This window comes from Neptuniibacter sp. SY11_33 (genome assembly GCF_047778025.1).
Lineage (GTDB): Bacteria > Pseudomonadota > Gammaproteobacteria > Pseudomonadales > Balneatricaceae > Neptuniibacter.
In genome coordinates this window covers 3,367,763-3,384,956 of sequence record NZ_CP180543.1, presented here as the reverse complement: position 1 = coordinate 3,384,956, position 17,194 = coordinate 3,367,763, and the positions used below count along the sequence as shown (strand labels likewise).

Below are 17,194 nucleotides of genomic sequence, written 5' to 3'. Positions count from 1 at the left end.
AGCTTGTCTAGTAGTTTAGGCTAATATTAAGAGAGTAAGGGAGGGGAAGTGAATGGCGATTTCTCAATCTGCTTTTCTCATGAGGGAGGACTTAACCGAGCTGTTTGCGCTTTTGCTGCAGCGAGGTTTTCGGCTGCATGGTCCTCAAGTTCGTGATGGCGCGATTGTCTACGATGATCTCAAATCTGTTTATCAACTGCCGCAAGGCTGGCAGGATCAACAGGTTCCGGGGCAGTACCGACTCAAACACAGCGAATCTTCACGCCAGTTTAATTGGGCTAATGGACCTTCGGCGCTTAAACCGCTTCTGTATCCTGCTCGAGAAGTTATCTGGCAGGCGAAGCGCGGTGATGATGGCCGTTTGCAATTTTTGGTGCCTGAACAAGCCCAAGAAAAAGTTGCGATCATAGGTGTAAAAGCCTGTGACCTAGCCGCGCTAAAACTGCAGGATCAGCATTTCTTAGAAGGTGAATATGTTGATCCCGGTTACCAAGCTAAGCGACAAGGGCTGTTGTTAATTGCTGTTAATTGCAACGTCTCGGCAGAAACCTGTTTCTGTGCCTCTACCGGAGATGGCCCTGAGGTTAGGCAAGCTTACGATATCCTGCTAACTGAATTAGACGATGGCTTCCTTATTCAATCGGGCTCGAACAAAGGTTTGAGCATAGTCGATCAGTTGCCGCTACACGAAGTGACTGAAGCAATGAGAGATACTGCCAAGGAACAAATTCGAACGGCCGAGCAGCAGCAAACCCGATCACTCAATATTATCGCTAAAGACGATCTGCAAAGCCGAAGAGATCATTCGCAATGGGATGATGTTGCCGATCGCTGCCTTGCCTGCGGCAACTGCACTATGGTTTGTCCCACCTGTTTCTGTCATCGACAGCATGAAGAGCCAGAACTAAGTGGTGAGCAGAGTAATCATGTACGGGAATGGGATAGCTGTTTTGGCGAATCTCATGGACAGTTAGCAGGATTTCAAGTTCGACAAACCGTTAAGCAGCGATATCAGCAATGGATGACCCATAAGCTAGACACTTGGCAGGCCCAATATGGCAGATCAGGTTGTACTGGCTGCGGGCGCTGTATGACCTGGTGCCCAGCAGAGATTGATTTTGTAGCTGAAGCAAACCTGATAACAGGAGACAAAGAATGAGCGTTTTCTGTCAGAAGCCTTTGATTGCAACGGTTACTGAGGTGATTTTTGAATCTAAAACGATCTTTACGCTGCGTTTGCAGTTGGCTGACCTCGCAGAGCGAGCGGCTTATAAGTTTGAGCCGGGGCAGTTCAATATGCTTTATCTTTTCGGTGTTGGTGAGGTGCCTATCTCGATCGTTTCTGATCCTAAGGACGAGGGAGTCATTGATCACACTATTAGGATTGTCGGGCGTGTTACTGAAGGCTTAGCGAAATTAAAACAGGGAGATCAAATCGGTTTAAGAGGTCCATTCGGTCGAGGTTGGCCTCTGCCGGACGCCAAAAATAAGGACCTTCTGATCGTTACCGGTGGGTTGGGTTGTGCACCAGTCGTAGCAGCAATCAATTATGCGTTGAAACGACGAGATCATTATCGACGCCTGAGTATTGTTCAAGGGGTTAAGCACAGTAATGATCTTATCTGGAGTGAGCGCTACGACCGGTGGCGTCAGCTTGAGAATGTTGAAGTGTTTCTTGCTGCAGATGAGTCAGGGCCAGCATGGCCCTTCCATAAAGGCCGTATCACTGAGTTACTTGATCAAGTGACGGTGGATTCAAGTAATGCATTAGCGATGATTTGTGGCCCTGAGGGGATGATGCATGCTGCGGCGGAAAAACTGATTGGCTTGGGGGTAGAGCCAGCTCAGATATTTCTCAGTTTAGAGCGAAATATGCAGTGTGCCGTAGGGCATTGTGGTCATTGCCAGTTTGGCGCTGATTTTATCTGCAAGGATGGCCCAGTATTTCCTTACCCTGCTGTGTGTGACCGTTTAGGCATGGAGGGCGTGTAATGAGCTCTAAGCCGAGTATTGCTGTGCATAAGTTCAGTTCCTGTGATGGTTGTCAGTTGGCATTGCTAAATATGGGCGAAGCCCTGGTTACCTTGGCGGAACGGGTTGAGATAAAACACTTTGCCGAAGCGGGTGTTCTGGATGAGAGCGCAGAGGTCGATATCGCCTTTATCGAAGGCAGTATTGTTACTCAGCATGATACCCGGCGTATCCAACAGATACGTAAGAACAGTCGTTATCTTATTACCATGGGAGCCTGCGCAACGTCTGGTGGAATCCAAGCGCTGAAGAACTTAGCGGATGCGCCGGAAACTTGGCCAGGGGCCATTTATCCACAGCCTGAATTGATCGACAGTTTGGATAGGTCTGAGCCAATCAAAGATCACGTTAAAGTTGATTTTGAGCTCTGGGGCTGCCCGATTAATAGTCGCCAAATCTCAACGGCAATTAGCTTAATGTTTGAGGGCGTCATGCCTCAGGATGAACGCGAAAAACTCTGTATCGAGTGTAAACGCTCAGGTCAGGTTTGCACTTTAGTTACTGCCGGTGAGCCTTGTATGGGGCCCGTGACAAGATTGGGTTGCGGAGCTCTGTGTCCTAAATTTGGTCGAGCATGCTATGGCTGTTATGGCGATGCAGAGCTGTCTCATCATGCAGCGTTGGCACGTCGATTGTCGGGTCTAGGCCTTGTTGATGCGGAAGTTAGTCGACGCTTTCAATTGATTCACCCTGATCCAAGTACGGGCAAAGGAGAGCTGAATGACTGAGCGTAAAATTCAGATTGATGTGCCTTCACTTGCCCGTGTTGAGGGGGAGGGGGCGCTCCATCTCAAAATTGAGCAAGGTGAGTTGCAGCACCTACAGTTTAAAATTTATGAGCCGCCGCGCTTTTTTGAAAAGTTTCTAGAAGGGCGGCACTTTGCTGAAGTACCAGACATTGTGGCGCGTATCTGTGGAATCTGCCCTGTGGCTTATCAAGTCAGTGCAGTGAATGCTTTGGAGTCTCTGTTTCAGGTTCAGCTAACTCCGTGGATAAAGGATATGCGGCGTTTGCTCTATTTAGGCGAATGGTTGCAAAGCCATGGTCTGCATATCCATTTACTAGCGTTGCCAGATTATTTTGGCCATAACTCGGCGTTGGAGCTCGCAGGAGAGTACCCCGATGAGGTTCGAAGAGGCTTTGCAATTCAAGATGCCGGTAACCGAATTATGCGCTTCTTGGGTGGGCGTTCTGTGCATCCTGTCGGCATTAAAGTGGGCGGTTTTCATAAAGCTCCTACCGTAACTGAAGCCCTAGAACTCAAACAGAGTCTGCAGGAAATATTGCCTCAAGCGATAGTGATGGTTGAATGGTTAGCTGAGATTGAAATTCCGGATCATCGGCAGGCTTTTAATTCAGTCTCGCTAGCAGCGAATAGCTATCCGCTTGCTGAAGGTTGTCTCGTTAGTAGCTCAGGATTGAATATCACTGAGGACGAATATGAAACTTACTTTGCAGAGAGTCAGTCGCCGCAGTCGACGGCGCTGTGGAGTCATCTCAATGGCCAGGACTATCTGGTAGGTCCTTTGGCAAGGATCAATCTGAATCATCAACAGCTGCCTGATTTTCTGCAAAAGCTACTCCGTAAATTGGGTGATCCTTTTCCAAGTCAGAATATGTTTCATAGCATGTTGGCTCGTGGTGTGGAGATCTGTTTTGCTTTAGATGAAGCGATTAATTTGCTGGAAAAGTATCAGTTTCCTGAAAAAAGTGCAGTTGAGGTTAATCCGAATGCAGGTACTGGATACGGTTGGAGTGAAGCTCCTCGAGGTTTGCTATGGCATCGATACACAGTGGATAAGGCTGGCTTAATCACAGAAGCGAAAATTGTCCCGCCAACGAGTCAAAACCAAGCGCGTATAGAACAAGATCTGCTTTATTCCCTGAGCAAATTTGGTTTGGATCAACCCGATGAACTGCTGCGCTTGCACAGCGAAAAAGTGATCCGTAATTATGACCCTTGTATCTCCTGCGCAACTCACTTCCTAAAGTTAACAACGGAGCGTAAGCCTTGAAATTAGGGGTGTTTGGTGTGGGCTCTTCCCATGGGGATGATCAAATCGGTTGGCTGCTGGTGGATGCCCTGAAAGGCCAGCTCCCTGAATCTGTAGTCTGCGAGAAATTAACCAGTCCTGCTCACTCGTTAGTGACGCTATTGCCTCAGTTTGATCAGGTCATTGTGATTGATGCCTGTGAAATGGCGCAAAAAGCAGGTGAGTACAGGTATATTGAGGATGGGTCTGGGTTTTTGCATATGCAAAATGCGCCAGTAAGTAGTCATACTTTGGGTATCTCAGAGAGTTGGCAGTTGTTGCTTAAACTCGAACAATCCTTGCCGCAGATCAGTTTGTTTCTGGTTCAGCTAGGTCAAACTGAGACTATGGCGCCTATATCGGATTGTATATCTAAGCAGATACCCAACATGGTTGAACAGTTAAATAAAACGGTAAAACTTCGGTGTATAAACTAAGTTTCTTTGTTCCCGATGAAAATTTGGAACAAGTTAAAGTGGCTGTCTTCGAAACAGGTGCAGGACGAATTGGTAACTATGATTGTTGCTGTTGGCAGGTGCTGGGTCAGGGGCAGTTTCGGCCTTTAGAAGGTAGTGATCCGCATATAGGGCAGCAAGGTGATGTTGAAACGGTTGATGAGTGGAAAGTTGAGCTGGTTTGCAGCGATGAGTTGATACGTCAGGCCGTTGATGCAATGAAATCGGCTCACCCTTATGAAGAGCCAGCCTACGATGTTTGGCGCTTAGAAGAATTTTAAAGTTGTAACCGAATGACAGGGAGGTAGAAGTGACGCAGTTATTGGTACGTTACTCTCGTATTCTGGAGATTGTTGGTGACATAGTTAAAGTACATGTGCCGTTAACAGATGGTGCTTCGTCTATCTGTTTTGGTGATCTGGCTTTAATCGAAAATGATAAACACTATGGTGCTGAAGCTAATTTGGCCCAGGTCATTTTGCTCGATCGTGAAGAGGTCTCGCTTCAGGTCTTCACAGGCACTAAAGGCCTCTCTACCCATTCGGTGGTTCGCTTCCTTGGCCGTTCCATGGAAGTTACTTTTTCTCCTAATATTCTTGGGCGCTCTTTCTCCGGAACAGGTCGAGCTATAGATAATGGTCCGATGCTCACTGAAGAGCCCAAAATTGAGATTGACGGCCCCACGGTCAATCCGGCTAGACGTGTTTTGGCATCGCATATGATTCGCACCGACGTGCCGATGATCGATGTGTTTAATTGTCTAGTTGAGAGCCAAAAAATCCCTGTTTTTTCTGTGGCAGGAGAGCCTTATAACCAGCTGCTAGCGCAGATTGGCACCCATGCAGATGCAGATGTGGTGGTTTTTGGCGGTATAGGTTTGGTGTTCGATGATTACCACTTCTTCCGTCAGGCATTTGAAGAAGCAGGTGTGCTAGCGCGCACGGTCATGTTTGTTCATCAGGGATCTGACCCTACCGTAGAAGGTTTGTTGGTTCCGGATATGGCGTTAGCGGTGGCCGAACGCTTTGCTGTTGAAGAAGGCAAACGAGTACTGGTGCTACTCACTGATATGACCGCTTACGCCGACGCGCTTAAAGAAGTGGGTATCTCGATGGAGCATGTACCCTCAAATCGAGGTTACATTGGGGATCTCTATTCGCAATTAGCGCGTCGTTATGAAAAAGCCTGCGATTATAAAGGTGCAGGTTCTGTAACCATCCTATCTGTTACGACAATGCCGGGTGACGATGTTACTCACCCTGTACCTGATAACACCGGCTATATCACCGAAGGTCAGTTCTATCTGCACGATGGTGTGATTGATCCGTTTGGTTCCCTGTCGCGCTTAAAACAGCATGTTATCGGCAAAGTCACCCGAGAAGATCATAGTCAGATTATGAACACTATGGTGCGCTTGTATGCGGAATCTCAAGATGCAGCGCAGAAGCAGGCGATGTCGTTTGAGCTTAGTGAATATGATGAGCGCTTACTTAAATTTGGTGAGCTGTTCCGAGATCGGTTTATGGATATACACGTCACTATGCCGTTAGAGCAAGCGTTAGATCAGTGCTGGCTGACGCTGGCGGAATGTTTCGAGCCGCAAGAGTTGTTGATGAAGCAGGTGTTGGTGGATAAGTATTTTCCAACGCAAAATCTAGCTCAGGTTTAAGGATGAATTGTGGCGAAGCTAGCACTCAATAAGACCACATTAAATCGCGAGGGCGGACGTTTAAAGGCGTTTCGTCAGTTCGTGCCCGCCTTAGATTTAAAGCGAAAGCAGCTTCTGGCTGCGAGGCAAGAAACCCAGCAGCTTCTGCAGGCTAATCAGCTAAAGCTGCAAGATCTTCACCTTTGTGTATCTGAAAAGCTGCCAATGCTAGCGGGTGCGGAGATTGAGCTTAGCCAGTTGCTACAGGTGCAAAAGGTGGAAGTTAAGTACAGCAATTTAGTCGGACTAGAACTACCTGAACTAGCTGAGTTTAAGGTTGAACTATCTGAATACTCACGTTTGGTCTTGCCCCATTGGGTCGATACAGTCTTGTTGCTGCAGGAGCAGACCTTAAAACTGGAAGTGGAGATCAGAATCTACCAACAACGCCTGCAGATATTGGAAGCTGGATTACAGAAAACGACCCAGCGCTTAAATCTATTCGATAAGGTTTTGATTCCGCAGACTGAAAAAAATATTCGCAAGATCCGTATCGCTTTATCAGATGCAGAACGAGCGGGTGTTGTGCGCGCCAAAATTGCGAAGAGCAAACGTCGGAGGCTGCAGTTATGAGTATTCAGTCTCTTAACAAAGCGACCTTAGTTGGCTTAACCGAGGAAAAAGCATCTATTCTAGATGCTTTGCAAACCTTGGGGGTAATGCATGTTATTCCTTTGGTAGCGCCGCAAAAATCTCAAGTGAAGTTAGAGCATCAAGTGAGCCCAGAACAGCTCCATGGCGTGTTGCACTATCTGCTGAACTCTAAGCAAAAGCGTAAGCAGGTAGTGAGCGAACGTCATTTTGATCTGCTAGAGGTCACAGACAAAGTTGATCAAAACCGTAGTTTGCGCCTGAAGCTAGTGGAACGGCATGATTTTTTGCGTAAACGTATAAAGGATCTCAAGCCTTGGGGTAGTTTTATCTTGCCCGAGGAAGGCGAATTATACGGTCGTCGTTTGTGGTTTTATCTTGTGCCTAATTACAAGATGAAAGAGGTAGAGAAAGCGGAGCTGCCTTGGCAAAGGGTCCATCAAGATAATCGCTATAGCTATATCACGGTTATTTCAGAAACAGAGCCGCCGTTAAACGCTATGCCTGTGACCCGCACTCATACCGGTGCTATTCCACTCGAGCAGTTGCAACGTGAATTGGAAGATATCGAGGTTGAGTTGGAAACAGTTGAAGCCGAACGCGAGGCGCTTACACGGTGGATCTATCTCCTGCAGCGCTCTATTGCGGGTACCGAGGATGATGCGCAATTGGCTGAGGTATCTGATCAGACTTTGGATCGGGATGAGATCTTTGCCATTCAGGGCTGGGTCGCTGAGGATAGCATAGCGTCGTTACAGCGCTTTGCTGATCAGCAAAGTATGGTGTTACAGCTCGAAGTTCCTAAACCTGATGAGCTGCCCCCGACACTATTACAGAACCCAACCTCTGTTGCTGGTGGCGAAGAGGTGGTGAATTTTTTCCAAATGCCTGGTTATCGCAGTTGGGACCCTTCGCGCGTGGTGTTCTTTTCCTTTGTTAGTTTTTTTGCGTTGATCATGTCCGATGCAGGCTACTCGCTGTTGCTGGCTGCAATCTTGCTGTTTTACTGGCGAGATATGGGGCGTTCTGAAACGGGGCTGCGTTTGCGCGCGATGGGAGCAGCGTTAGCGGTGGCAGGCTTTATCTGGGGCGTGTTGGTGGGGAGCTACTTCGGTGCCCAAGCCCCCTTTGCGTGGTTGCAGGGGTTCAAACTGATGGATCTGAATGACTTTGACAGCATGATGTTGCTCTCAATATCAGTCGGGGCCGTACACCTTATTTTAGCTAACCTGATGATGGCTTGGGTCCGGCGGGACAGTAGCCGAAGGTATGCTGCCTTAGGCTGGGCAGGCTCGGTCACTGTGGCGCTATGGGGATGGGTTGTCGGCTTTGAGGTCCTTCATTGGCTGTTATTAACAGCTTGTCTATCGCTGGTTCTTCTTTTCTCAAGTGAAAAGTCAGAATGGAGCGTGAGTCGGTTCTTTGATGGTGTATTGGCCCTTGCTGGGATAACCAAGATTTTTGGTGATGTTCTGAGCTATCTGCGTCTTTTTGCTTTGGGATTGGCCAGTGCTTCGTTGGCGATGACCTTTAATCAACTTGCGGTAGATGTCGCCGCTGCGCTGCCTGCGATTGGCTTGTTATTTAAAGTACTTATCTTGCTGGTGGGACATCTTCTCAATTTCGTGCTCACTGTGATCAGTGGTGTGATCCATGGTTTGCGTCTGAATTTAATCGAATTTTATAACTGGAGTCTGGCGGATGAAGGCTATGCCTTTCAGCCGTTTGCTAAAAGGGAGGTTTCACCTTGGATAACCTGATTATTGCTTTAGGTTGGGCTGGTCTATACGGCCCAATGGCGTTAGGTGCAATCGGTAGCATGATTGGTTGTGCTCAGGCAGGGCAGGCTGCTTGTGGCGCGCTGTTAGAAACCGAAACAGGTCATGGTCGTTATATTGGCGTGGCTGCGATGCCGTCGTCGCAATCTATCTACGGCATCGTGGTTATGTTTGCCTTGAATCGAGAAATCACAATTGATAATGCACCCGGCTTAGCTGCCATTGGTTTGTTGTGTGGCTTAGCTCTTCTATTCAGCGCGGCATGGCAGGGACGTTGTTGTGCTTCTGCAATCAATGTTTCCAAAATTCGTCCTGAGATATTTGGCATGTCGTTAGCCCCGGCAGCGATTGTAGAGGGCTTTGCAGTTTTTGCCTTTATCTTTGCGCTGGTGATTAGTGCAGGCGTGCCTTTGTAAGGGAGGGGTTGTTGATGAGTAATGAGCATAAAGCTTATGCGTCTTCAGGCGTTGAAGAGCTGATCGAAAAATTACGCCAACAGGGTGTGGAAAAAGGTCAGCATGAGGCCGAGGCCTTAGTTGAGGAAGCGGAGCATCGTGCAGACTGGTTGTTATCACAAGCGAAGCAAGAAGCAGAGCAGATCGTCAGTAAGGCACGTAAAGAAGCAGAAAAACTTCAACAATCTGGCGAAGATGCACTAAAAATCGCTGCGCGTGATATGCATCTGGAAGTTAGAGAAACCTTATCTCACTCTTTCACTGATCAAGTAGAGCGTTTGGTTGCGCAGCAGATGGATAATGCTGAATTTATGCGTAACTTGATTCTTTCATTGGTAGCTAAAGCAAGTCACGACCATGGCATCGTTGATGCTCCGGAAATTGAGCTGCTTCTGCCGGATGATTACATCGGTTTGGATGAATTGCGCCGCAATCCTAAAGAGTACCGCGAAGGTAAATTGAGTCAGTTTGTTCAGTCTCTTGCTGCTGAACAGATGCGCGATGGCATCAGTTTTGATCTTCACCAAGGCAAAGGTATTCGTGTTCGTTTGCAAGGAGAGGAGGTGGAAGTAGATCTGAGTAGCGAAGCTATCTCTAAGCTGTTGTTAAAACATCTACAGCCTCGCTTCAGAGCGATTATCGAGGGAGTGATTCGCTAGTGTCCGACTATTACACCTTAATCACAGCGCTACCTTGGTTGCCCGATTTAGAACAGTGTAAGCAGATGCCGCTATCGCGTATTGCATTGGATCAGCGTTTAACCATGCTGACCGATGCTGATAGGCAGCAACTAGCCTTGGTTGAGCGCCTTTATTATCCCGATGAGAAGGTGTTACGAGGTTCGACGGATAAAGAGGTTGTGCAGCAGTGGACCGATCAACTTGGTCAGGTGAATAGCGAAATTCTACGTCAGCGTATTCTGTTTCATTTGGAGTTGAGAACGCTGATGGCTGCACTTCGTAGTCGTTCAGCAGGCATGGAAAATTCTGCGTTGTTTTATGGCGTAGGTCGATGGTTACCGCGTATTCGCAAACATTGGTTTGAGCCCGGATTTGGCTTAGAGGAAGTGTGTCCACAGCTACAACCTTTACAACGAGTTTTAGCTAAAGAGGATGCATTGCTGGTGGAGCAAACCTTAAACCAGTGGTTGTGGCAGGACCTAGCGTTTTGTGAGAAACAACATGGGTTTAATTTTGCAGCGCTAGCCTGTTTTGTATTGCGTTGGACTATCGCCGAGCGCCATCTGAATTATGATGCTGAAGCCGCTCTAACAGAGTTTAACAGGGCAAATATGCAGTTATTGGAAATGACAGGCCTAGAGCAGCAATTAGCTCAGGGGGAAGTCTAGTGGATCAGAAAATTACAGCTCAGGTAGTTGCAGTACGCGATGACATTGTCACCGTCGAACTGGGTAAAGATGAAGAGGGTGTGTTTTATCCGATTCTGAAAAATGAGGTGGTATATATCTGCCCTGTTCGGACCGCTATGGATGGACGGCAGGAGTATTTGCAGGCGGAAGTGCTTCGAGTGCGTCACGGAGAAGCAGATGTCCAAGTATTTGAGAATACTCGTGGTGTGGCGGTTGGCGACCCCGTGAGACAAAGCGGCGATATGCTTTCGGTTGCTCTTGGGCCTGGTTTGTTGGGTCAGGTATATGATGGTTTGCAGAACCCTCTAGAGATCATTGCATCACAGAATGGCTTCTTCCTTCCTCGAGGTTTGGAAGTTGAAGGGATTGATCAACAGCAGCATTGGGCATTCCAACCAAGTATTAAAGTTGGTGATCGTGTCAAAGCCGGTGATCTGATTGGCAATGTTCAAGAGGGGCGATTTAAACATCGGATTATGGCGCCGTTTAACCTCTATGGTGAGGCAGAAGTTAGCTGGATTCAGGAGGGGAGTTTTACGGTAACTACGCCAGTTGCACGTTTGCGTCTTGAGCAAGGTGAAGAAATTGAAGTCACAATGCAGCAGAAGTGGCCTGTGCGTGTACCAGTAAGTGAGCCTTTACTTAGGTCTGGAAAAAGCAAACGGCATTATCCGCAAGAGCCACTACTTACTTCGATTCGCCTTATCGACACTTTCTTCCCTGTCGCCCGAGGTGGAACCGCATGTATTCCGGGGCCCTTTGGGGCGGGTAAAACCGTTTTACAGAGTCTGATCTCTCGCTTTTCTGATGTGGATATCGTAGTGATCGTGGCCTGTGGTGAACGGGCAGGTGAGGTGGTGGAGACGATCACGGAGTTTCCAAATATGCCGGATCCGAAAGGCGGAACCTTAATGGATCGTACGGTCATTATCTGTAATACCTCATCTATGCCGGTGGCGGCCCGTGAGGCATCGATCTATACCGGGATCACCATCTCTGAGTACTATCGCCAGATGGGTTATAACGTGCTGTTGATTGCCGACTCCACATCGCGTTGGGCTCAGGCGATGCGAGAAACCTCGGGGCGTTTAGAGGAAATACCGGGAGAGGAAGCATTTCCAGCCTACTTGGACTCTGCAGTGCGGGCGCTTTATGAGCGTGCGGGTTTGATTGAAAATAATGCTGGGGATATGGGAAGTCTAACCCTGATTGGCACTGTTTCCCCTGCCGGAGGTAACTTTGAAGAGCCGGTTACCCAATCAACTCTGCGAACAGTGAAGACTTTTTTAGGCTTGAGTGCCGAACGGGCTTATAAGCGTGCTTATCCAGCTGTAGATCCGTTGATTTCATGGTCACGCTATTTAGACCAGCTTGCCGATTGGTATGCCGAACATTTAGGTGCTGATTGGGTGTCTCAAGTGAAAGAGATGCAGCAGTTGCTTGATCAAGGTGAGGCGGTTCAGCAGATGATGCAGGTAACGGGTGAAGAGGGAGTTACCCTGCAGGATTATATTCTTTTCCACAAATCTATCTGTTTAGATCAGGTCTACTTGCAGCAGGATGCTTTTGATGATGTCGATATATCGGCCCCCATCGAACGTCAACAAGCGTTGTTTACTCTGTTGAGGACAGCTCTGATCTCAACGAAAGAATTCAAAGATAAGGTTGCGGTGAGGGACTATTTTGTCACCCTGACAGGATTATTTCGTAATCTTAATTATAGTCGTAGCGATAGCCCTGATTATCAGCGCTATTTGGATGAGATAAATACCAAGTTAGCACAGCCTTAATCCGCATCTGTACTGGTCTAAAGTAAAGCCTCTGTTCTTTGTTGGCTGCTATAAATTATGGTAGTTTGACCTAGATCAAATTTTTGACCGGATGGATGGTCTGTTTATTGACAAAATCTGTTAAAGTGGCAGGTCGGTTCTTTTTGTTTGTATTGGGCCATTTATTAGATGTGCGTAGCCAGTCGGCTTTATCACGATGGAAAAGTAGATGCGGTTTCTATCCATCGTTGCAATTATAGAGGTCTACCTCTATGACACCCACTAATGTAGGTGCATTGCCGCGTTACCTCCTTTGGGGATCAGTTGCCATAGCAGTGATGCTATTAGCAGCTGTAGCCACGCATTTTTTATACAAAAACCAACGAGATAGTGAGTATCGCCTAGCTTCTTTGGAAAAGGAGTTTATGGATAAAGGGCGAGATCACCTAGTCACTGAGCTTGATGGCGCTAAAGACTATATCCAGTATATGGTGGCTCAAGCAGAAGCTGTTCTGAAGCAAAAATCACGTGAAGAAGTTCTTAAAGCCCATACGATCGCGCAAACTATCTATGATCGTGAATCTCTCCTAAGACCTGAAACAGAAGTGAAGTCCCTCATTCGTGAGACTTTGCGCGATCTACGTTTCTTTAATGGTCGAGGTTACATTTTTATCGATGATGACCAAGGCATCTGTATTCTATTGCCGACTTCGCCAGGGGTGGAGGGGCAGTCTCTGTACGATAATCAGGACGACACCGGTCATTATATTATGCGTGGTTTGTTAGATGCGGTAGAGAACTCTGAAAGAGAGGGGTTCTCCCGTTATCGATGGTATCCGCCGCATGATCAGAGCCAGATGACGGAAAAGATCGCCTTTGTAAAAGCATTTGAACCTTATCGATGGATTATTGGGACTGGCGATTACCTCTATCAAATAGAGAATGATCTTAAAGAACAGGCTTTGAAACGTTTAGAAACGATTCGTTTCGGTGAGAACGGTTATCTCGCAGTGTTTGATACTGAGGGGAATTTACTCTCGACTGCTGGGGTAAGCTCACTGACCGGGCATAACCCTAGTGCCAAAATGAGCAAGAAAGAACGTAAAGTTCTGGATCTTATTTATGAGACTGCAAAAAATGGCGGCGGATTTATCGAGTATGAGTGGTATTACCCTAACGGTGAAGGGCCGCATCCTAAAATATCATTGGTAGAGACAGTGCCTGAGTTGGGTTGGGTCTTGGTTGGTGGTTTCTATCCTGATGACATCAGGAAATTGATGAGCAAACAGCAGGAAATGGTCGAGAAAACCATGCGAGAGGATCGTGCCCAGATCTATGCATTCCTGTTTTTAGCTACCTGTGCAACCCTATCATTGACGTTTGTCTTTTCCGGTTGGTTGAACCGCCAATTTGGTAAATATCAGGACGAAATTGAAAATAAACAGAACGCTCTACTGTTGGCTTCGCGAGTTTTTGATAATGCCAGTGAAGGGATTATGGTGACCGATGCAGATTGTAGACTGTTGGCTGTGAATGATGCCTTTGTCGATATTACGGGATACACTGCTGATGAAGTGATAGGGCGTAACCCGCGCTTGTTACAATCAGGCCAGCATAGTGCTGATTTCTACAAGGAAATGTGGGAAGAGATCCATGCGAAAGGCGCTTGGGGTGGTGACATCTGGAACCGCCGTAAGAATGGCGAAATATTCCCGCAGTGGCTCTCTATTCGTGCTTCTCACAACGAACAAGGTGAAGTTCAGAACTATATCGCTGCCATTACTGATCTGACGGAGCGTAAAGAAGTAGAAGATAAGCTACGGTATCTGTCTGACTACGATTCTTTGACCAACCTGCCAAATCGACGCCTGCTGGGCTATAAAGTAGATCAAACCATCTCGCTTAGTTGTAGGGCGACCAAACAGCGCTTTGCGCTTCTGTATATCGACTTAGATAACTTTAAAAACATCAACGACAGTCTTGGTCACCGCTTTGGTGATGAAATTCTGCAGATGGTCGCTGAGCGCATCCAGCATGAGGTACGTGAAGCAGATACAGTGAGTCGCTTAGGTGGCGATGAGTTCAGTGTTCTCTTGCCGAATTTAAAGCATTTAGAGCAGGCCGCTAACTTATGTGAACGCATTATTCACCGAGTTTCTGAACCGTTGCAAAGCGATAGCCATTTGATGATTACACCAAGTATCGGTATCTCAGTATTCCCCGATGATGGTGATGATTTCGACCAGTTGTTACGTAACGCTGATGCTGCGGTGCACTTCGCTAAAAATCAGGGCCGCAATAACTATCAGTTCTACACCGCTGAAATGAATCGACGTGCTTCAGAGCGCCTGCAGGTTGAGATCGCTCTGCGTAAAGCGATTGAGCATCAAGAGTTTGAGCTTTATTATCAACCGCAAGTGAACCTATCCGATGGCTCTTTAGCTGGTTGTGAGGCGCTGATTCGTTGGCAGCACCCAAATCTTGGTTTGGTTCCTCCGAATAACTTTATCCCTCTCGCTGAGGAAACTGGCTTAATCTTACCAATCGGCGGCTGGGTGTTGCAGCAGGCTTGTCAGCAAGCGGCTGAGTGGGGCAAGCAGTCTGATCAGCCATTTACAATGTCTGTGAACGTATCTGTGCGTCAATTTAGACCAGAATTGGTTGAAGAAGTTGAGGCGGCTCTGCAATTGTCTGCGATCGATCCTGCTTCATTGGTGTTGGAAATCACCGAAAGTACCTTGATGCATGATCAGGATAAAACTTTGCAGTTGTTACACGATCTCAAAGGTCTGGGCGTACAGTTGTCCTTGGATGATTTCGGTACGGGGTACTCCAGTATGGCGTATTTGAAGCGTTTCAATCTGGATCAGCTAAAGATCGATCGTGCATTTATTGATGATCTACCGGATAACCCTGATGATGCTGCTATTAGTGCTGCGATTATTGATGTGGCGAGTCACTTCGGCTTGATTACAGTTGCGGAAGGCATTGAAACAGCCGAGCAGGCCGAGTTCTTGGCTCAGGCAGGCTGTATGGAAGGGCAGGGTTACTATTACGAGAAGCCGATACCAGCTGATGCTGTGACTGAGCGTTACTTTAGCTAGTCATGGGCTAGTGATGTATTAAACGGCTTCTTTGGGGTGTTGCATAGAGCGGTTTACAACATTTTCGCGCAATGGGAAGTGGTTATTTTTGCGATCGGCAAAGTAATAGGTTAGCGCCTTCTTGATGGTGGGGAAGGCGAGTTCATCCCAAGGGATCTCTTCTTCACTAAATAGCTCAACTTCCAATGATTCTGAACTGATTGAATACTCTGGCTTGTCCATGTAAGCCAGATAGAGCATCTGTACCTGATTCACATGCACGATCGAAGTGATGGTGTAGAGGTGACTGATCTTAACTTCGGCATTTGCCTCTTCTCGAGTCTCTCTCATTGCACCTTCTAAAGTGGATTCATTGTTCTCCATAAACCCAGCAGGCAAGGTCCAATAGCCTTTGCGAGGCTCAATGGCGCGTTTGCACAGTAAGACCTTATCTTGGTAGATCGGCACGCAGCCGGTAATGACCTTTGGGTTTGAGTAATGGATAGTGTTGCAGTTGTCGCAGATATGCCTAGGAAGGTGGTCCCCTTCAGGAATGCTGAAAGTAAGTGTGCCGGCGCAGTTAGGGCAGTAGTTCATTCAATTAACCTAGGTTAGTCCATCTGTCTTAAGGCAAGAAATGCATGAGTAGCTTAGGTTATCACCATGAGGTTAAAAAGCGAGGGCCAAGTTTCTTTTGGCTGTTCACTCAATAGCTCTGTTACTATTAAGCTATATAATCATTTTAATCTAAGTAGAGCTTCAGTTTTTAAGATACGCTTATGCTCACAATTATTCGCGAGCGCTTAGTGGGGTTTGAGCCTCGCAGCTTGCCTGAAACATCACCTAAAGCCAGCGTTTTGATCGCTTTGACCGATCATGACGACCCGCATGTTGTGTTGACCAAACGATCGGCAACCCTGTCATCTCACAGTGGTGAAATAGCATTCCCTGGCGGTAAATATGATGATACGGATACAGATCTACTCTTCACTGCCTTGCGCGAAGCCGAAGAGGAGATTGGTTTAGCACCTGAGCATGTTGATGTCATCGGGCAATTGGGGCAGGTGAGATCTAAGCATGGCTTGCAGGTGACCCCTTGGGTGGGCGTGATTCCGTCAGACCTTGAATTTACAGCGAACCCAGCTGAGCTGGATGAGATCTTTACAGTGCCGTTGAGTTTTTTTCTTGCGGATAACCGTTATGCAACGGATGAGATACGTTTTAAAAATCAGAGTATCTATGTTCCAGCATGGGAGTTTAATGGCCATATAATTTGGGGCTTAACTGCTTATATGTTGGCAGAGTTACTAAATGAAGGTTGTGGGGCTAATATTCCAATGAAGCCACGGCCTGAACATAAGGTTCGTCATTTCACTAGTGGGTCTTGAGGGGGACTATGTTGTATTCGTTAGGTGAGCAAGCAGTTTCGTTAGTGGGTGAAGAGCATTTTGTGGCGGAGAATGCGACCGTTATCGGTAATGTAGAGCTACATGATCGTGCTTCTATCTGGTTTAACGTCGTTATCCGTGGAGATAATGACCCTATCGTTATCGGTGAAGGAAGTAATATCCAAGATGGTTCGGTGTTGCATACCGATAGTGGCTTCCCAATGAGCATAGGTCGGGATGTCACTGTTGGACATATGGCGATGCTTCATGGCTGTGAGGTGGGTGATGGTTCGCTTATTGGTATCGGTGCGGTTATCTTGAACGGTGCCAGAATTGGCAAAGGTTGCTTGATCGGCGCTAAGACATTGGTCCCGGAAGGGATGGAAATACCAGATAACTCCTTAGTGGTGGGCTCTCCTGCTGTAATTAAGCGTACGTTGAGTGATGAGCAGGTGGAAGGTATTAGGCAAAATGCACTTCACTACGTCGAAAATATGCGTCGATTTAAGAAAGAATTAACAGTTCAGAAGTAG

Annotated in this window: 17 protein-coding genes; 16 read left to right on the top strand and 1 reads right to left on the bottom strand. The window is 47.3% G+C overall.

Going from position 1 to position 17,194, the window contains the following annotated elements; genetic code table 11:
• The first annotated feature begins 52 nt into the window (after nt 1-52).
• The 14 genes from ACMXYV_RS16005 (at nt 53) to ACMXYV_RS15940 (ending at nt 15,294) form a co-directional block, all read left to right on the top strand.
• On the top strand, nt 53-1,159 hold the full coding sequence (locus tag ACMXYV_RS16005) for a 4Fe-4S dicluster domain-containing protein (protein ID WP_415889443.1): 1,107 nt from the start codon (nt 53-55) through the stop codon (nt 1,157-1,159).
• Nucleotides 1,156-1,992 carry an FAD/NAD(P)-binding protein gene (locus ACMXYV_RS16000; RefSeq protein ID WP_415889442.1) on the top strand — a complete coding sequence of 279 codons (837 nt, stop codon included), beginning with the start codon at nt 1,156-1,158 and terminating at the stop codon, nt 1,990-1,992. Before ACMXYV_RS16005 ends, ACMXYV_RS16000 begins: the two co-directional genes overlap by 4 nt.
• Nucleotides 1,992-2,759 carry a sulfhydrogenase subunit delta gene (locus tag ACMXYV_RS15995; RefSeq protein ID WP_415889441.1) on the top strand — a complete coding sequence of 256 codons (768 nt, stop codon included), beginning with the start codon at nt 1,992-1,994 and terminating at the stop codon, nt 2,757-2,759. The genes ACMXYV_RS16000 and ACMXYV_RS15995 overlap by 1 nt, the downstream gene beginning before the upstream one ends.
• On the top strand, nt 2,752-4,047 hold the full coding sequence (locus tag ACMXYV_RS15990; RefSeq protein WP_415889440.1) for a Ni/Fe hydrogenase subunit alpha: 1,296 nt from the start codon (nt 2,752-2,754) through the stop codon (nt 4,045-4,047). The genes ACMXYV_RS15995 and ACMXYV_RS15990 overlap by 8 nt, the downstream gene beginning before the upstream one ends.
• 17 nt (nt 4,048-4,064) lie before the next feature.
• Nucleotides 4,065-4,502, top strand: a complete 438-nt coding sequence (locus ACMXYV_RS15985) for a hydrogenase maturation protease (RefSeq protein WP_415889439.1) — start codon at nt 4,065-4,067, stop codon at nt 4,500-4,502.
• Nucleotides 4,490-4,801, top strand: a complete 312-nt coding sequence (locus ACMXYV_RS15980; protein WP_415889438.1) for an NGG1p interacting factor NIF3 — start codon at nt 4,490-4,492, stop codon at nt 4,799-4,801. Before ACMXYV_RS15985 ends, ACMXYV_RS15980 begins: the two co-directional genes overlap by 13 nt.
• 29 nt (nt 4,802-4,830) lie before the next feature.
• Nucleotides 4,831-6,189, top strand: coding sequence for a V-type ATP synthase subunit B (locus tag ACMXYV_RS15975; RefSeq protein ID WP_415889437.1), 1,359 nt, complete (start codon nt 4,831-4,833; stop codon nt 6,187-6,189).
• A 9-nt stretch (nt 6,190-6,198) separates the two neighbouring features.
• Entirely contained in the window at nt 6,199-6,801 is a 603-nt protein-coding gene (locus tag ACMXYV_RS15970) for a V-type ATP synthase subunit D (protein WP_415889436.1), read from the top strand.
• On the top strand, nt 6,798-8,579 hold the full coding sequence (locus ACMXYV_RS15965) for a V-type ATP synthase subunit I (RefSeq protein WP_415889435.1): 1,782 nt from the start codon (nt 6,798-6,800) through the stop codon (nt 8,577-8,579). Before ACMXYV_RS15970 ends, ACMXYV_RS15965 begins: the two co-directional genes overlap by 4 nt.
• A complete protein-coding gene (locus tag ACMXYV_RS15960; protein ID WP_415882568.1) occupies nt 8,567-9,013 on the top strand; it encodes an ATP synthase subunit C in 447 nt (148 codons plus the stop codon). Before ACMXYV_RS15965 ends, ACMXYV_RS15960 begins: the two co-directional genes overlap by 13 nt.
• A 14-nt stretch (nt 9,014-9,027) precedes the next feature.
• Nucleotides 9,028-9,711, top strand: coding sequence for an ATPase (locus tag ACMXYV_RS15955; RefSeq protein ID WP_415889434.1), 684 nt, complete (start codon nt 9,028-9,030; stop codon nt 9,709-9,711).
• Complete coding sequence (locus ACMXYV_RS15950; protein WP_415889433.1) at nt 9,711-10,400, top strand: DUF2764 family protein; 690 nt, start codon at nt 9,711-9,713, stop codon at nt 10,398-10,400. Before ACMXYV_RS15955 ends, ACMXYV_RS15950 begins: the two co-directional genes overlap by 1 nt.
• Complete coding sequence (locus tag ACMXYV_RS15945; RefSeq protein WP_415889432.1) at nt 10,400-12,211, top strand: V-type ATP synthase subunit A; 1,812 nt, start codon at nt 10,400-10,402, stop codon at nt 12,209-12,211. The genes ACMXYV_RS15950 and ACMXYV_RS15945 overlap by 1 nt, the downstream gene beginning before the upstream one ends.
• A gap of 251 nt (nt 12,212-12,462) precedes the next feature.
• Nucleotides 12,463-15,294: a cache domain-containing protein gene (locus ACMXYV_RS15940; RefSeq protein WP_415889431.1), complete on the top strand. Its 2,832-nt coding sequence runs from the start codon at nt 12,463-12,465 to the stop codon at nt 15,292-15,294.
• Between the two features lie 18 nt (nt 15,295-15,312).
• Here the strand turns inward: ACMXYV_RS15940 and ACMXYV_RS15935 are convergent, their stop codons facing one another.
• Nucleotides 15,313-15,870: an NUDIX hydrolase gene (locus tag ACMXYV_RS15935; RefSeq protein ID WP_415889430.1), complete on the bottom strand. Its 558-nt coding sequence runs from the start codon at nt 15,868-15,870 to the stop codon at nt 15,313-15,315.
• Nucleotides 15,871-16,052: 182 nt separating this feature from the next.
• Here ACMXYV_RS15935 and ACMXYV_RS15930 point away from each other — a divergent pair, with 182 nt between their 5' ends.
• Nucleotides 16,053-16,661 (top strand): CoA pyrophosphatase, encoded by a 609-nt coding sequence (locus ACMXYV_RS15930; protein WP_415889429.1) that lies wholly within the window; start codon nt 16,053-16,055, stop codon nt 16,659-16,661.
• Between the two features lie 8 nt (nt 16,662-16,669).
• Nucleotides 16,670-17,194 carry a gamma carbonic anhydrase family protein gene (locus ACMXYV_RS15925; protein ID WP_415889428.1) on the top strand — a complete coding sequence of 175 codons (525 nt, stop codon included), beginning with the start codon at nt 16,670-16,672 and terminating at the stop codon, nt 17,192-17,194.

What these genes read in the sequence shown, in the direction of transcription:
- ACMXYV_RS16005 (WP_415889443.1), top strand. Translation starts at nt 53, where the DNA reads ATGGCGATTTCTCAATCTGCTTTTCTCATGAGGGAGGACTTAACCGAG.
- ACMXYV_RS16000 (WP_415889442.1), top strand. Translation starts at nt 1,156, where the DNA reads ATGAGCGTTTTCTGTCAGAAGCCTTTGATTGCAACGGTTACTGAGGTG.
- ACMXYV_RS15995 (WP_415889441.1), top strand. Translation starts at nt 1,992, where the DNA reads ATGAGCTCTAAGCCGAGTATTGCTGTGCATAAGTTCAGTTCCTGTGAT.
- ACMXYV_RS15990 (WP_415889440.1), top strand. Translation starts at nt 2,752, where the DNA reads ATGACTGAGCGTAAAATTCAGATTGATGTGCCTTCACTTGCCCGTGTT.
- ACMXYV_RS15965 (WP_415889435.1), top strand. Translation starts at nt 6,798, where the DNA reads ATGAGTATTCAGTCTCTTAACAAAGCGACCTTAGTTGGCTTAACCGAG.
- ACMXYV_RS15955 (WP_415889434.1), top strand. Translation starts at nt 9,028, where the DNA reads ATGAGTAATGAGCATAAAGCTTATGCGTCTTCAGGCGTTGAAGAGCTG.
- ACMXYV_RS15940 (WP_415889431.1), top strand. Translation starts at nt 12,463, where the DNA reads ATGACACCCACTAATGTAGGTGCATTGCCGCGTTACCTCCTTTGGGGA.
- ACMXYV_RS15935 (WP_415889430.1), bottom strand. Translation starts at nt 15,870, where the DNA reads ATGAACTACTGCCCTAACTGCGCCGGCACACTTACTTTCAGCATTCCT.
- ACMXYV_RS15930 (WP_415889429.1), top strand. Translation starts at nt 16,053, where the DNA reads ATGCTCACAATTATTCGCGAGCGCTTAGTGGGGTTTGAGCCTCGCAGC.
- ACMXYV_RS15925 (WP_415889428.1), top strand. Translation starts at nt 16,670, where the DNA reads ATGTTGTATTCGTTAGGTGAGCAAGCAGTTTCGTTAGTGGGTGAAGAG.